The following is a 16587-nucleotide window of genomic DNA, read 5'->3' as shown; positions in this document are numbered from 1 at the left end:
GGACGCTCGCAGCGCTTCAACGACCTTGTCGGTGGATGCAGTCATTTCCTTGCCTCAAACTTCGAGCGTCATCAAGAGTCGGGGTTGTCGAGCGCCATCTGGATGAGCCCCTCGACGTCCATCAGATCGATCGCGCCGGCCGTGTCCTCGGCCGCCGCCTCCGGCGCTGTCTCCTCGGGGCTTCCGGTGCCCTCCGCCAGCTTCAGCAGGGCGTCCAGCAGGCCGGCCTCCTGGAGGCGGGCGAGCGGGATGGAGGTGAGGACCCGTCGGGTCTCCGCCTCGTCCGCCGGCACCTCGGGAGCGTCGGATTCCGGTTCCTTGCCGAGGAGTTGCTCGCGCAGGAACTCCGCGAGCACCGTCGGGGTCGGATGGTCGAAGACGGCGGTGACGGGCAGCCGCAGGCCGGTGGCCTCGCCCAGCCGGTTACGGAGTTCCACCGCGGTCAGCGAGTCGAAGCCGACGTCCTTGAACGGCCGGTTCACATCGACGGCTTGGGCGTCGCCGCGGCCCAGCACGGTGGCGACCAGTTCGCGGACCAGGTCCACCAGGGCCCGCTTGCGCTGGGCGGCGGTGAGTCCGGCCAGGCGCTGCCTGAGCGGGCTGCCGGCGTCCTCGTCGCCGTCGGGTGCGGCCTCGGAGGCGAACAGGGCGCGCACCTCGGGGACGCCGCTGAGCAGCGGGCTGGGGCGGGCCGCGGTGAAGGCGGCGCCGAAGCGCTCCCAGTCGACGTCGGCGACCACCGGGTAGGTCTCGTCCCGGTCCAGGAGCGCCTGCAGTGCCTCGATCGCCAACTTGGGCGGCAGCAGCGGGAGTCCGCGCCGGTCGAGGGTGCCTTCGGCGACGTGGTCGGCGACCATGCCGCGCTCGGCCCACGGCCCCCAGGCCACCGAGGTGGCCGCGAGGCCGCGCGCCCGGCGGTGGCAGGCCAGCGCGTCGAGATAGGCGTTGGCCGCCGAGTACGCGGCGTGTTCGGCGCTGCCCCAGACTCCGGCGATGGAGGAGAACAGCACGAACGCGTCGAGGGCGCGGTCGTGGAGGAGTTCGTCGAGAAGGGCCGCGCCACGGACCTTCGCGCCGACCACCTGGGCCAGCTCGGCCTGCTCCAGTTCCTCGAGGAAGGACAGGCGGTTGACGCCGGCGGTGTGGAACACGGCCGTCAGCGGGTGCTCGCGTTCGATGTCCGCGAGCAGAGCGGCCAGGTCCGTGCGGTCCGTGACGTCGCAGGCGGCCAGGGTCACCCGGCAGCCCAGTTCGGTCAGTTCGGTCTCCAGTGCCTCGGCATCCGGGGCGGCGCGCCCGGCGCGGCTGACCAGGACGACGTGGTCGGCGCCGGTGCGGGCCAGCCAGCGGGCGACCTGGCTGCCGAGGGCGCCGGTGCCGCCGGTGACGAGCACGGTCCCGGAGGGCTGCCAGGGCCTGCCGCCGGCGGTGCCGGTGTCGGGGACGAGCCGGCAGGCGTGGACGCCGGAGGCGCGGAGCGCCAGCTGGTCCTCGTCGCCCGGGTCGGCCAGGAGGCCGCGCAGCCGGGTGCGTACCCGCTCGTCGAGCGTGTCGGGCAGGTCCACCAGGCCGCCCCAGCGCTTGGGGTGCTCCAGGCCCATGACCCGGCCCAGGCCCCAGGTCAGCGCCTGGAGCGGGGCGGGCACCGGGTCGGACGGGTCCGCCTGGACGGCGCCGCGGGTGGCGCACCACAGCGGTGCGCCGATGCCCAGGTCGCCGAGTGCCTGGATGAGGGACACGGTGAGAACCTGACCGAGCGGCAGCTCGGGGTGGTGCGGGTGGCTGGTCTCGTCGAGGGCGAGCAGCGACAGCACGCCGTCGACCGCGCCGTCCTCGGGCAGTGCGTCCCGCAGCCGTGCGGCGAGGGCCGCGCGGTCGCCGTCCCCGTCGGTGACGGTCACCCGGATCGTGCGGGGCGCCAGGTCGGCGAGGGCGTCCGCGGCGCGCCGCGCCTGCGCGGCCGGCGGTACGAGCAGCAGCCAGGTGCCGGTCAGCGGGTGCGGGGACGGTTCGGGCAGGCGCTCCCAGTCGACCCGGTAGCGCCAGCCGTCGACGGTGGTGCGCTCCTGGCTCTGCCGTCGCCAGGACGACAGGACGGGCAGTACGGCGCCCAGCGCGGAGCGGTCGTCATTCTCCCCGACGCGCAGCGCGTCGGCGAGGGCCGCCAGGTCCTGCTGTTCGACGGCCTCCCAGAAGCGGGCCTCGGTCGGGTCGGCCGCGGTCGCCGTCGCGGGGGCGGCGGGCGTGGGCCAGAAGCGTTCCCGCTGGAAGGCATACGTCGGCAGGTCCACCCGCTGCCGGGCGGGTCCGCCGAGCACAGCCGGCCAGTCGACCGCGGTGCCGCGGACGTAGGCCTCGGCGAGCGAGGTGAGGAAGCGGTCCAGGCCGCCCTGGTCGCGGCGGAGCGAGCCCACCACGGTGCCGTCCGTCACCGGCTCGTCGCCCTCGTCGAGGGTTTCCTGGAGGGCCATGCCCAGCACCGGGTGCGGGCTCATCTCGATGAACACGCGGTGCCCGGAGTCGAGCAGCCCACGGGCGGTGGGGGCGAACTGCACGGTCTGCCGCAGGTTGGTGTACCAGTACGCCGCGTCCAGGCCGGCGGTGTCGATGCGCTCGCCGGTCACCGTGGAGTGGAACGGCACCCGGGACGCGACCGGTGCGACCGGGGCCAGCAGCTCCAGCAGTTCGGCGTGGATCGCCTCGACCTGGGGGCTGTGCGAGGCGTAGTCGACCGGGATGCGGCGGGCCCGGATGTCGACGGCGGTCAGCTCGGCGTGCAGCCCGTCCAGGGCCTCGGGGTCACCGGCGAGCACGATCGAGCCGGGCCCGTTGAGCGCGGCGACGGCGAGCCGGTCGCCCCACGGAGCCAGCCACGGGCCGAGTTCCGCCTCCGGCAGCGCCACGGACATCATGCCGCCCCGCCCGGCCAGCTTCACCAGGGCGCGGCTGCGCAGCGCGACGACGCGCGCTGCGTCCTCCAGGGTCAGCGCCCCGGCCACGTGGGCGGCGGCGATCTCACCCTGGGAGTGGCCGAGCACCGCGTCGGGGTGCACTCCGCAGGAGCGCCACAGCGCGGCAAGGGACACCATCACCGCGAACAGCACCGGCTGCACGACGTCGACCCGGTCCAGGGAGGGCGCGCCCTCCGCTTCGCCGAGGACGTCCATCAGGGACCAGTCGACGAACGGTGCCAGCGCCTCCTCGCAGGCCAGCAACTGTTCGCGGAACACCTCCGAAGCGGCCCTCAGCTCGCGGGCCATACCGGCCCACTGGGCGCCCTGGCCGGGGAAGACGAAGACGACCTTGCCGCCCGGCCCGGAGGCTCCCCGGACCAGGTTCGGGGCGGTGCCGCCCTCGGCGAGGGTACGCAGTCCGGCGAGGAAGTCCTCGTGCCGCTCGGCCACCACCGCCGCCCGGTGTTCCAGGGCGGCCCGGCCGGAGAACAGGGCGTGCGCCACGTCCGTGGCCGCGGGAGCCGGTTCGGTGCTCGTGAGGTCCAGCAGGCGGGCGGCCTGCTCGCGCAGTGCGGCGTCGTCGGCGGCGGACAGCAGCCACGCGGTCGGCCGGGCCTGCGGGGCCTGCTCCGGGTGGTCGTCGTCGGCTGCGGCCGGTACGGGCTCGGGCGCCTGCTCGACGATGACGTGCGCGTTGGTGCCGCTGACGCCGAAGGAGGAGATGCCGGCGCGGCGGGGCCGTTCGGCCTGGGGCCACGGCGTGTTCTCGGTCAGCAGCGACACGGCACCGGAGGACCAGTCGACGTGCGGGGACGGCTCGTCGACGTGCAGCGTGCGCGGCAGTTCACCGTTGCGCATCGCCAGCACCATCTTGATCACACCGGCCACACCGGCGGCAGCCTGCGTGTGCCCGATGTTCGACTTCACCGAACCCAGCCACAACGGCCGGTCCTGCGACCGCTCCTGGCCATAGGTGGCCAGCAGGGCCTGCGCCTCGATCGGGTCGCCGAGGGTGGTACCGGTACCGTGCGCCTCCACGGCGTCGACATCGGCGGTCGTGAGCCGCGCGTTCGCCAGCGCCTGCCGGATCACCCGCTGCTGCGAGGGACCGTTCGGCGCCGTAAGCCCGTTGGACGCACCGTCCTGGTTGACGGCACTGCCCTTGACGACGGCCAGCACCCGGTGCCCGTTGCGCTCGGCGTCGGACAGCCGCTCCAGGAGCAGCATGCCCGCGCCCTCGCCCCAGCCGGTGCCGTCGGCCCCGGCCGCGAAGGCCTTGCAGCGGCCGTCCGCGGAGAGTCCGCGCTGGCGGGAGAACTCGATGAACAGCCCGGGCGTGGACAGGACGGTCACACCGCCGGCCAGCGCCATGGAGCACTCGCCCTGGCGCAGGGCCTGGGCCGCCAGGTGCAGGGCGACCAGCGAGGAGGAGCAGGCCGTGTCGACCGTGACAGCGGGGCCTTCGAAGCCGAAGGTGTAGGCGACGCGGCCGGAGAGGACGCTGCCCGCGCTGCCGATGCCGATGTAGCCCTCGGCCGCGTCCGCCGAGGCGTTGGACAGGGCGCTGTAGTCCTGGTTGCTGATGCCGGCGAAGACGCCGGTCTGGCTGCCCTTGAGCGAGGTCGGGTCGATGCCCGCGCGCTCGAGCACCTCCCAGGAGGTCTCCAGCAGGAGCCGCTGCTGCGGGTCCATGGCCAGCGCCTCACGCGGGCTGATGCCGAAGAACCCGGCGTCGAAGTCGGCCACGTCGTGCAGGAATCCGCCGGCGCGGGCGTAGGAGGTGCCCTGGTGGTCGGGGTCCGGGTGGTACAGGCTGCCCAGGTCCCAGCCGCGGTCCGTGGGGAAGCCGGAGATCGCGTCGGAGCCGTCCGTGACCAGCTGCCACAGCGCTTCCGGGGAGGCCACCCCGCCGGGGAAACGGCAGGCCATGGCCACGATCGCGATCGGTTCCGCCTCGGCGCCCGCAACGGCGGCCTGCGGCAGGTACGCGGCGTCCGCGGTACCGGCCGACTCGGCATTCAGGAAGCGCGCCAGGGCGGTCGGGGTGGGGTGGTCGAAGACCAGGGTGGCGGGCAGTCGCAGCCCGGTGACCTGGCCGAGCCGGTTGCGCAGCTGGACGGCGGCCAGCGAGTCGAAGCCGGTGTCCTTGAACGCCTTGTCGGCCGGGACGGCCGCCGACGAGGCGTGTCCGAGGACGAGGGCGACCTGCTCCCGGACCAGTTCCAGGAGGGCGGGTTCGCGCTCCTCCTCGGGCAGCGCGGCGATCCGCAGCCGCCACTCGGCGGACTGGTCCAGGTCCGACCCGCCGCTGCCGGTCAGGTGCTCACGGGCCTCGGGGAGGTCGCTGAGCAGGGCGCTCGGGCGCTGTGCGGCGAACACCTCGGCGAACCGGGCCCAGTCGATGTCGGCGACGGCGGTCACCGCCGTACCGCCCTCGACGGTCCGGCGCAGCGCCTCGACGGCGGTGTCCCGGTCCATGGGCGCGAGCCCGATGCGGCGCAGGCGGTCGCCGTCCGCGTCCTCGGCGGCGGCCATGCCGGCCCCCGCCCAGGGGCCCCAGGCGATCGTCGTGGCAGGCAGTCCGTCGGCCCGGCGCTGCTCGGCGAGCGCATCCAAGTAGGCGTTGGCAGCCGCATAGTTGGCCTGTCCCGCGTTGCCCAGCGTGCCGGCGACGGACGAGAACAGCACGAACGCCGTCAGGTCGTGGTCCGCCGTCAGCTCGTGCAGGTTGCGGGCCGCGTCGGCCTTGGGCCGTAGCACGCCTGCGAACCGCTCGGGCGTCTGCCCGTCCAGCACGCCGTCGTCCAGCACTCCGGCCGCGTGGATCACGGCCGTCAGCGGCTGTTCGGCGGGCACGGAGGAGAGCAGGGCGGCGAGGGCCGTCCGGTCGGCCGCGTCACAGGCCGCGATCGTCACGTCGGCGCCGAGCGCGGTCAGTTCGTCGCGGAGTCCGACGGAGCCGGGAGCGTCGAGGCCGCGGCGGCTGGTGAGGATCAGGTGCTCGGCGCCGTTGCGGACGAGCCAGCGGGCGACCTCGGCGCCCAGCGCGCCCGTACCGCCGGTCACCAGCACGGTCCCCTGCGGCTGCCACGGCGTGGCGGCGGCCGTCTCGCGCGGGGCGCGGGTGAGGCGTCGTACGGCCACGCCCGAGGCGCGTACGGCCAGTTGATCCTCGGCGGCGAGGCCCGCGAGGGCGGCCGTCAGGCGGGTCAGGGACCGCTCGTCCGGGGTCTCGGGCAGGTCCACCAGGCCGCCCCAGCGGTCCGGGTGCTCCAGCGCCGCGACCCGGCCCAGACCCCAGATCTGGGCCTGCTCGGGACGGGCGGGGCGGTCGGCGGGGCTCACGGAGACCGCTCCGGTCGTCAGGCACCACAGCGGCGCCGCCACCTCCGCATCGCCCAGCGCCTGTACGAGGGCGAGGGTCGCGGCGAGACCCTGGGAGAGGGCCGGCTGCTGTGCGTGCGGTGCGTCGGCGAGCGCCAGCAGGGAGACGACACCGGCGATGGGGCCGTCCGTCTCGGCGACGGCCGAGGCGATGTGCTCGGCGAGGGGCGCGCGTTCGGCGGCGGCCGTGTCGACCACGACCGGCAGCGTCCGGGCACCGCGTGCGGTCAGCGCGGACAGGCATCCGGCCGCCCACGGCTGGTCCTCCAGGCCCTGCGGGAGCACCGCCAGCCAGGTGCCGTTCAGCACCGGTTCCGGTCCGTCCGCCAGGGTCTGCCAGGTGATCCGGTACCGCCAGGAGTCGGCGACGTGCCGGGTCCGGTGCCGCCTGCGCCACGAGGCCAGCGCCGGCAGCGCCGCGGTCAGCGACGCGCGGTCGTCCTCGGCCAGCTCCAGCGCCTCGGCGACCGCTCCGGCGTCGGCGCGCTCGACGGCGTCCCAGAACGCGGCGTCCGCCGGGTCCGTGGTGTCCGCCGCCACGGTGGACTCGGGCCAGTAGCGCTCCCGCTGGAAGGCGTACGTCGGCAGCTCCGCCGGCCGCGCCCCGCGCCCGGCGAAGAAGGCCGCCCAGTCGACGGGGACTCCCCGGACATGGGCCTGCGCGACAGCCGCTGTGAGGGTCTGCGCCTCGGGGTTGCCGGACCGCAGCGCGGGCACGAATTCCGCGTCGGCGACGTCCTGGCCCAGCGCGGAGAGAACAGCGTCCGGCCCCAGCTCGATCAGGGTCCGCACACCCTGCTCGGCCAACGTCCGCATACCGTCGGCGAATCGCACCGCCTCGCGGACATGCCGCACCCAGTATTCCGGGTCGCGCAATTCCTCGGCACCGGCCGGTGCACCGGTCACATTCGATACGACGGGAATACGCGGCGCCCGATACGACAATCCCTCGGCGACCCTGCGGAATTCCGCCAGCATCGGCTCCATACGCGGCGAATGGAAAGCGTGGGAAACCGTCAGCCGCTTGGTCTTGCGACCCTGCTCCGCGAATCCGGCGGCGATGTCCAGCACCGCGTCCTCGTCGCCGGAAATCACCACGGAGGTGGGCCCGTTGAGGGCAGCGATCGAGACCGAGTCCACAGCGGACAGTGCCTCGGTAACCTCGGCCTCGGTCGCCTGGACGGCCACCATCGCGCCGCCCTCGGGCAGCGCCTGCATCAGCCGACCACGCGCGGCGACCAGAGCGCAGGCGTCCTCCAGCGACCAGACCCCCGCCACATGTGCGGCGGCCAGCTCACCGATCGAATGCCCCAGCAGGACATGCGGCGTGACACCCCACGACTCCAGCAGGCGGAACAACGCTACTTCAAGGGCGAAGAGAGCCGCCTGCGTGTAGACCGTCTGGTCCAGGGCCGCCGCGTCCTCGAAAACGACGTCCTTCAGCGGCCGGTCAAGCTCGAAGTGCGAGCACACCGCGTCGAAGGCTTCGGCGAACACCGGGAATGCGGCATACAGTTCGCGCCCCATCCCGGCACGCTGCGCGCCCTGCCCCGTGAACAGGAACGCCGTCCCGCCCGGCTCGGAGGCAACGCCCCGCAGCACGCCGGGGGCGTCGCGGCCCTCGGCGAGGGCGGTCAGCGCGGTCAAGAACGCGTCCCGGTCGTCGGCGACGACGGCGGCGCGGTGGTCCAGCGCCGCGCGGGCCGTGGACAGGGTGAGGGCGATGTCGCCCGGTTCGGGGGCGTCCTCGGCCCGGGTGCGGGTGAGCAGGCGCCTGGCCTGGTCCGCGAGGCCGGGCTCGGTGGCCGCCGACAGCAGCCACGGCACGACCGGCGTGGTGATGCGAGCCGGGGCGGTGGCGGGTTCGTCGGCGGGCGGCGCCTGTTCGAGGACGGCGTGGGCGTTGGTGCCGCCGATGCCGAAGGAGGAGACGGCGGCGCGGCGCGGCCGGTCGAGGGCCGGCCACTGCCGGGGCTCGGTGAGCAGTTCCACCGCGCCCATCGTCCAGTCGACCTGGGGGGTGGGCTCGTCGACGTGGAGCGTGCGCGGCAGTACGCCGTGCCGCATGGCCATGACCATCTTGATCACACCGGCGACACCGGCGGCGGCCTGCGTGTGCCCGATGTTCGACTTGATGGAGCCCAGCCACAGCGGCCGGTCCTCGGACCGGTCCTGGCCGTAGGTGGCGAGCAGCGCCTGGACCTCGATGGGGTCGCCCAGCCGGGTCCCCGTGCCGTGCGCCTCCACCACGTCGACGTCGGTGGTGGACAGGCCCGCGCCGGCCAGGGCCTGGCGGATGACCCGCTGCTGCGAGGGGCCGTTGGGTGCCGTGAGGCCGTTCGACGCGCCGTCCTGGTTGACGGCCGAGCCGCGGAGCACCGCGAGCACCTGGTGGCCGTTGCGGCGGGCGTCCGACAGCCGCTCCACGAGGAGGACACCGACGCCCTCGGACCAGCCGGTGCCGTCCGCGTCCTTGGCGAAGGACTTGCAGCGTCCGTCGGGGGCGAGGCCGCGCTGCCGGGAGAACTCCACGAAGGTGGAGGGCGTGGCCATCACGGTGACACCGCCGGCCAGGGCCAGTTCGCACTCGCCCTGGCGCAGCGCCTGGGCGGCCAGGTGCAGGGCGACCAGCGAGGAGGAGCAGGCCGTGTCGACGGTGACCGCCGGGCCTTCGAGCCCGAAGGTGTAGGCGACGCGGCCGGAGAGCACGCTGCCCGCGGTGCCGGTGACGGTGTAGCCCTCGGCCTCGCCGGAGAGTCCGGCGGAGTGGGTGGCGTAGTCGTGGTACATGAGTCCGGCGAAGACGCCGGTCCGGCTGCCCTTGAGGGCGGTGGGGTCAAGGCCCGCCCGCTCGAAGACCTCCCAGGAGGTCTCCAGCAGCAGCCGCTGCTGCGGGTCCATGGCCAGCGCCTCGCGCGGGCTGATGCCGAACAGTCCGGCGTCGAAGTGCCCGGCGTCGTACAGGAATCCGCCGGAGCGGGTGTAGCTGGTGCCCTGGTGGTCGGGGTCCGGGTGGTACAGGCTGTCCAGGTCCCAGCCGCGGTCGGCGGGGAACTCGCCGATGCCCTCCAGCTCGGAGACGACCAACCGCCACAGTTCTTCGGGAGAGTTGACGCCTCCCGGGTAGCGGCAGGCCATGCCCACGATGGCGATCGGTTCGTCCGGGTCCGCCACCGTGGCCTGTTGCGGTACGGCCGTCGGCCTGTGGTCGCGGAGCAGTTCACCGTGCAGGTAGCGGGCGACGGCGAGCGGGGTGGGGTGATCGAAGACGAGGGTGGGGGGCAGCCGCAGACCGACCGTGGTGTTCAGCTGGTTGCGGAGTTCGATCGCGGTCAGCGAGTCGTAGCCGAGGTCCTTGAAGGCCTGTTCGGCTCCGACGGCGTCGGCCGACCCGTGGCCGAGGACGGCGGCCACGTGCTCGCGCACCAGGGCGAGCAGGGTGCGGTGCTGTTCCGCCTCGGGCAGGGCCGCGAGCCGTCCGGCCAGGGACGCCGGTGCCTCGGTGGCATCGGACGCGGCGGGACGCGCCGGGCCGGCGGGCCGTACGAGGTGCCGCAGCAGGGCGGGTACGGGCCGGGTGGCGGCCTGGGCGCGGAGCCCGGCGAGGTCGAGGCGGGCGGGCACCAGCAGGGCGGTGTCGTGTCGTACGGCCGCGTCGAACAGCGCCAGCCCCTGCTCGGTGGGGATGGGCAGGATGCCGGAGCGGGCCATCCGGTTCCGGTCGGTCTCGGCCAGCTCACCGGTCATGCCCGAGGCCTGCTCCCACAGTCCCCACGCGGGCGCCGTGGCGGGCAGGCCCTGGGCGCGGCGGGTGTGGGCGAGGGCGTCGGTGAAGGTGTTGGCGGCGGCGTAGTTGGCCTGGCCGGGACCGCCGAGGTGGCCGTTGACGGAGGAGAAGAGCACGAACGCGGCGAGGTTCGCGTCCAGGGTGAGCTGGTGGAGGTTCCACGCGCCGTCCGTCTTGGGGCGCATCACCTGGTCGACCCGTTCGGGCGTCAGGGCCTCGATGACGCCGTCGTCGGTCACGCCCGCGGTGTGTACGACCGCGGTCAGCGGGTGGGCGGACGGGATCCGGGCGAGCAGCGCGGCCAGGGCGTCGCGGTCGGCGATGTCGCAGGCGGCGACGGTGACTTCGGCGCCGAGGGTGCGCAGCTCGTCGCGGAACTCGGGCATGCCGGGCGCGTCGAGGCCGCGGCGGCCGGTGAGCAGCAGCTGCCGGGCGCCGTGCTCGGTGACGAGGTGGCGGGCGACCAGTCGGCCGAGGGTGCCGGTGGCGCCGGTGACGAGCACCGTGCCGTCCGGGTCGAGGAGCGGGGTGCCGGGGTCGGTGGCGGCCGGCGGGGCGGCGGTGAGCCGCGGGGTGATGAGCGTGCCGCCGCGCAGGGCGAGTTGGGGCTCACGGGAGGCGACCGCGGTGGGCAGCGCCGCCGTCGACCGGGCATCCGTGTCGAGGTCGACGAGGACGAACCGGCCGGGGTGTTCGCTCTGCGCCGAGCGGATCAGGCCCCACAGCGGCGCGTGCGTCAGGTCGGTGACGGGCTCCTCGGCGCGGGTGCCGATCGCGCCGCGGGTGGCGACCACGAGCGTGGTCGCGGCGAGCCGGGTGTCGGCCAGCAGCTCCTGGACGAGTGCCAGCAGGCCGGTGGTGGCGGCGCGGGCCGCGGTGGCGGGTCCGGCGTCGGTGTCCGGGCGCCCGTCGGCGGTGCGCAGGGTCAACAGCACGTCCGGGGCCGGGGCGCCGGAGTCGAGGGCCTGCCGCAGCGCATCGAGGTCGGGGTGGCTCTCCACGGTGGCACCGGCGTCGGCGAGGACGGCGCCCAGGTCGTCGGCGACGGGGCCGAGGACGGCCCAGGAGGCGGGCGCCGGGCGAGCGGCGGCGGTCTGCGGCGGCGCCCACTCCACCTGGTAGAGCGAGCGGGTGGCGGCGGAGCGCAGCCGGTCCGCCGAGACCGGGCGCATCACCAGCGAGTCGATCGCGGCCACCGGTCGGCCCAGCGAGTCGGTCGCGGTGAGGGTCAGCGCGGTGCCGTCGGCGTGGTCGTCGGACGCGATACGGATGCGCAGGGTGTCGGCGCCGGTGGAGTGCAGGGTGACGCCGCTGAACGCGAAGGGCAGCCGTGGGGCTGTGCCGTGCGTGTCGGCGGGGGCGCCGACGCTGTCGAGCAGGGCGGCGTGCAGGGCGGCGTCCAGCAGGGCGGGGTGGATGCCGAAGCGGCCGGCCTCGGCGCGCTCCGCGCCCTCCAGGACGACTTCGGCGTACACCTCGGTGCGCCCCGTGGTGCCGGTGTCCCGGCGCCAGGCTCCGCGCAGCCCGCGGAACTCGGGGCCGTAGGCGTATCCGAGATCGGCGAGTGCGGCGTAGAACCCGTCCAGCGGGACGGCGGTCGCGTCCTGCGGCGGCCACAGGGCAGGCAGTGCGAGGAGTTCGCCGGGCGCGCCGCCCAGCAGGCCCGTGGCGTGCTGGATCCAGGGGGCGTCGGCGTCCTCCTGCTCCGCGCGGGAGTGCACGCTGACCGGCCGGTGCCCGGTGGCGTCAGGGGCGCCGACGGCGACCCGCAGGCGTACACCGCCGCGCTCGGGGAGCAAGAGCGGGGCCTCGACGGTGAGTTCGGCGACGTGGTCGCAGTCGGCGGCATTCGCGGCGTGCAGGGCCATGTCGACGAAGGCGGTGCCGGGCAGCAGGACCTGGCCGAGGACCTGATGGTCGGCGAGCCAGGGGTGGGTGTCCAGGGACAGTCGGCCGGTGAAGAGCAGCCCGTCGGAGTCGGGGAGTTCGGCAGCGGCCATCAGCAGCGGGTGGTCGCCGTCCAGCAGACCCGCCGCGGCGACGTTGCGGTCCGCGGTGCCGGGCAGCAGCCAGAACCGCTCGCGGTGGAAGGGGTGGCCGGGCAGCGGCACGCGCTGCACGTCCCGGCCGGTGAACGCCTGCGCCCAGCGCACCGGCACTCCCACGACCTGCGCCTCGGCCAGCGAGGTCAGCAGCCGGGCGGGGCCGCCGTCGGCGCGGCGCAGCGTGCCGACGACGCGGGCGTCGTCGGCCCCGGCCGCGGCGAAGGTCTCCTCGATCCCGACGCTGAGCACCGGATGCGGGCTGGCCTCGACGAAGACGCGGTGGCCGTCGGCGAGCAGGGCACGCGTGGTGCGCTCGAACTGCACCGGCTGGCGCAGGTTCTGGTACCAGTACTCGGCGTCGAGTTCGGCGGTGTCGACGGGGGCACCGGTCACCGTCGAGTAGAACGGCACCTCGCAGGCGCGCGGGGTGACCGAGGCCAGCTCGGCCAGCATCCGTTCACGGATGGACTCGACCCCAACGGTGTGCGAAGGGTAGTCGATCGGCACACGGCGGGCGCGCAGCTCGCGCTCGGCGCACTGGGCGAGGAGTTCGTCGAGGGCTGCCGGGTCGCCGGCGACGACGGTGGAGGACGGCCCGTTGACGGCCGCGACGGTGAGCCGGCCGGACCAGGCGGCGATCAGCTCAAGAGCCTGCGCCTCGGGCAGTGCGAGGGACACCATGCCGCCGGTGCCGGCGAGGCCGAGCAGCAGCTGGCTGCGCAGCGCCGCGATCCGGGCGGCGTCGGGCAGGGAGAGGGCGCCGGCCACGCAGGCGGCGGCGATCTCGCCCTGGGAGTGCCCGACGACGGCCGCGGGCCGCACGCCGTAGGAGCGCCAGACCTCGGCCAGGGCCACCATGACCGCGAACAGCGCGGGCTGGACGATGTCGTCGCGGTCCAGCGCGGGCGCGCCGGGGGCGCCGCGCAGGACGTCGGTCAGGGACCAGTCGACGTAGGGGGCGAGGGCGTCGGCGCACTCCTGGACGCGCTGCGCGAACACCGGTGAGGCATCGAGGAGTTCGGCGGCCATGCCCGGCCACTGGGAGCCCTGGCCGGGGAAGACGAACACGGCCTCGCGGTCCGCGCCGACGGCGGCCGTGCCGCGGACCAGTCCGGGGGCGTCCCGGCCCTCGGCCAGCGCGTTCAGCGCAGTCAGGGCCGCGTCGCGGTCTTTGGCCACCACCGCCGCGCGGTGCGGCAGCAGCGCCCGCCCGGTGGCCAGGGTGTGGCCCACGTCGGCGGTGTGCAGCCCGGGGCGGGCTTCGAGGTGCGCCCGCAGCCGGGCCGCCTGCTCGCGCAGCGCGGCTTCGGAGCGCGCGGACAGGGGCCAGGGCAGCGGGGTGTGGCCGTCGGCGGCGTCGGCATCAGTACCGGCATCGGCATCGGCATCGGCATCGATGTGGGCATCGGAGTCAGCCGGTGCCGGCTCCGACTCGATGATCACGTGTGCGTTGGTGCCGCTGATGCCGAAGGCGGAGACGGCGCCGCGCCGGACGGATCCGCGCTCGGGCCAGTCGACGGTTCCGGTCGGCAGCTCGATGTGTCCCGCGGACCAGTCGACATGGCTGGTCGGCCGGTCCATGTGGAGGGTGCCGGGCAGCTTCCCGTGGCGCAGCGCGAGCACCATCTTGATGACGCCGGCGGCTCCGGCGGCGGCCTGGGTGTGTCCGATGTTGGACTTCAAGGAGCCGAGCAGCAGCGGTTGTTCGGCGGTGTGACCGCGCCCGTAGGTGGCGAGCAGCGCCTCGGCCTCGATGGGGTCGCCGAGCCGGGTGCCGGTGCCGTGGGCCTCGACGGCGTCGACGTCCGCGGCGGTCAGCCGGGCGTTGGCCAGGGCCTGGCGGATGACGCGCTGCTGGGAGGGGCCGTTCGGGGCGGACAGGCCGTTGCTGGCACCGTCCTGGTTGATGGCGGTGCCGCGGATCACGGCGAGCACCTGGTGGCCGTTGCGGCGGGCGTCGGAGAGCCGTTCCACGATGAGCAGTCCGACGCCCTCGGCCCAGCTGGTGCCGTCGGCGGCTTCGGCGAACGGCTTGCAGCGGCCGTCCGGGGCCAGTCCGCGCTGGCGGCTGAACTCGGCGAACATGCCGGGGTTGGGCATGACCGTGACGCCGCCGGCGACGGCGAGGGTGCAGTCGCCCTGCCGCAGCGCCTGTCCGGCCAGGTGCAGGGCGACCAGCGAGGAGGAGCAGGCGGTGTCGACGGTGACGGCGGGGCCTTCGAAGCCGTACGTGTAGGCGATACGGCCGGAGGCGACGCTGGCGGTGGTGCCGGTGAGCAGGAAGCCCTCGACGCCGTCCGGCGCCTGGTGCATGCGCGGGCCGTAGTCCTGGGTCATGGCGCCGACGAACACGCCGGTGCGGCTGCCCTTGAGCGGGCCCGGGTCGATGCCGGCCGCCTCGAAGGCCCGCCAGGAGGTCTCCAGCAGCAGCCGCTGCTGCGGGTCCATGGCCAGCGCCTCGCGGGGCGGGATACCGAAGAAGGCGGCGTCGAACTCGTCGGCGTCGTGAAGGAATCCGCCTTCGCGGGTGTACGACGTGCCGGGGTGGGCGGGGTCCGGGTGGTAGAGCTTGTCCAGGTCCCAGCCACGGTTGGTGGGGAAGCCGGTGATCGCGTCGCCACCTGCGAGCAGCAGCTCCCACAGCTGTTCGGGGCTGTGCACGCCGCCGGGGAAGTGGCACGCCATGCCGACGATGGCGATCGGTTCGTCGTCGGCGGCGGTGTCCGGCATCACCGGCTCCGCCACGGGCTCCTTCTCGGTGCCGCGTACGGCGGTGTGCAGCCGCTCGACCAGGGACTCCAGGGTGGGGTGGTCGAAGACCACCGCGGCGGGCAGCCGTACGCCGAGGGCCGCGACGAGCCGGTTGCGCAGCGCGACGGCGCCCGAGGAGTCGATGCCGAGGTCACGGAAGGCGCGGCCGGAGTCGGCCGCAACTGCGGCCTGGTCGTCCAGGACCGCGGCGAGTTCGGTGCGCACCAACATCGTGAGGGCGCGCGGCAGTTCGGTGTCGGGCAGCGCGGCGAAGCGGGAGGCGGCGGCCGGCCGGTCCGGCTCCGTGAGTGCGCCGAAATCTGCTGCGGGGAGCTCGACGTGGCGCGGGTCGCTGTCGGCAAGGCCTTCGGACCAGTCCACCGACCCGCCCTGCACGTGGAGTTCGGCCATGCTGGTCAGGAACCGTGCCCGGCCACCCTCGTCGCGCCTCAGGGTACCGACGACGGCCGCCTCGCTGCCGGCGTCGTCCAGGACCTGCTGGACGCCGAGGGTCAGCACGGGGTGCGGGCTGATCTCGATGAAGGCCGCGGGCTGCTGGGTGAGCGCGGCTCGGACGGCGGATTCGAACAGGACGCTGCCGCGCACCATCTGGTACCAGTACTCGGCGCGGAGCCGGGTGGTGTCGTACCGGCCGCCGGTGAGGCCCGAGTAGAAGGGGATGGCCGAGGGGCCGCCGGTGATGGGGGCCAGGTCGTGCAGGAGCCGGTCGCGTACCGACTCGATCTGCGGGGAGTGGGCGGCGTAGCCGACCGAGATGAGCAGGGCGCGCACGCCGTCGGCGACGAGTTCGGCGCGCAGGGCGGTGACGGCCTCGGTGTCACCCGATACGACGGTCCACGCGGGACTGTTGATGCCGGCGATCGCGAGGCGGGCGCCCCACGGCTCCAGACGCGGGCGCAGCCGCTCGGCGGGGAGCAGCACGGAGAGCATCTCGCCGTGGCCGACCAGGGACATCTGGGCCCGGCTGAAGGCGGCGACCGCGCGCAGGGCGTCGGAGAGCGAGAGGGCGCCGGCGACGTGGGCGGCGGCGAACTCGCCCATGCTGTGGCCGACGACCGCGCCGGGTTCGACCCCGGCGGAACGCCACAGGGCGGCGAGGGAGATCATCACGGCGACGAGCGCGGGCTGGGTGACGTCCGGCCGCGCCCAGACGGCGTGGTCCTGATCAGACGTCAGAACGTCTTCCAGGGACCAGTCGACGTACGGCTGCAGCGCCTCGGCGCACTCCTCCAGGCAGTCCCGGAAGACGGGTGAGGAGTGCAGGAGTTCGCGGGCCATCTCGGGCCACTGGGCGCCTTGTCCGGGGAACACGAACACCGGCGCCGTGCCGTCGTGGGCTGTTCCGGTGACGAGGTTGGGCGCGGCGGTGCCGTCCGCCAACGCCTGTAGCCCGAGGTGCTGTTCGTCGCGACCGGCGCCGATGAGCACGGCCCGGTGCCGGCCGGTGGTGCCGTCCGCGGCCGCGAGGAGCGCGTGTCCGATGTCGGCGACGGCCCACTCGGGCCGGGCGTCAAGGTGCTCCTGCAGTTGTCGTGCCCTCGCGCGCAAGGCCTCTTCTGCCGGCGCGGAAACAACCCAGGGGACCGCTGGCGAATCGTCGTTCATCCGTCCCCAAGAACGCGATTCCACCATGCCTACCCTGTCC

The 16587-nt window shown here is 74.6% G+C and carries 1 protein-coding gene; it reads right to left on the bottom strand.

The features are described from left to right. Nucleotides 1-71: 71 nt before the first annotated feature. Nucleotides 72-16490, bottom strand: a complete 16419-nt coding sequence (locus ACWD3E_RS28795) for a type I polyketide synthase (RefSeq protein ID WP_451390483.1) — start codon at nucleotides 16488-16490, stop codon at nucleotides 72-74. Nucleotides 16491-16587: the final 97 nt, after the last annotated feature.

The organism is Streptomyces sp. NPDC002676, from assembly GCF_053592455.1.
The sequence above is the reverse complement of the archived record's forward strand: the minus strand, read 5'-3'. Positions and strand labels throughout refer to the sequence as shown.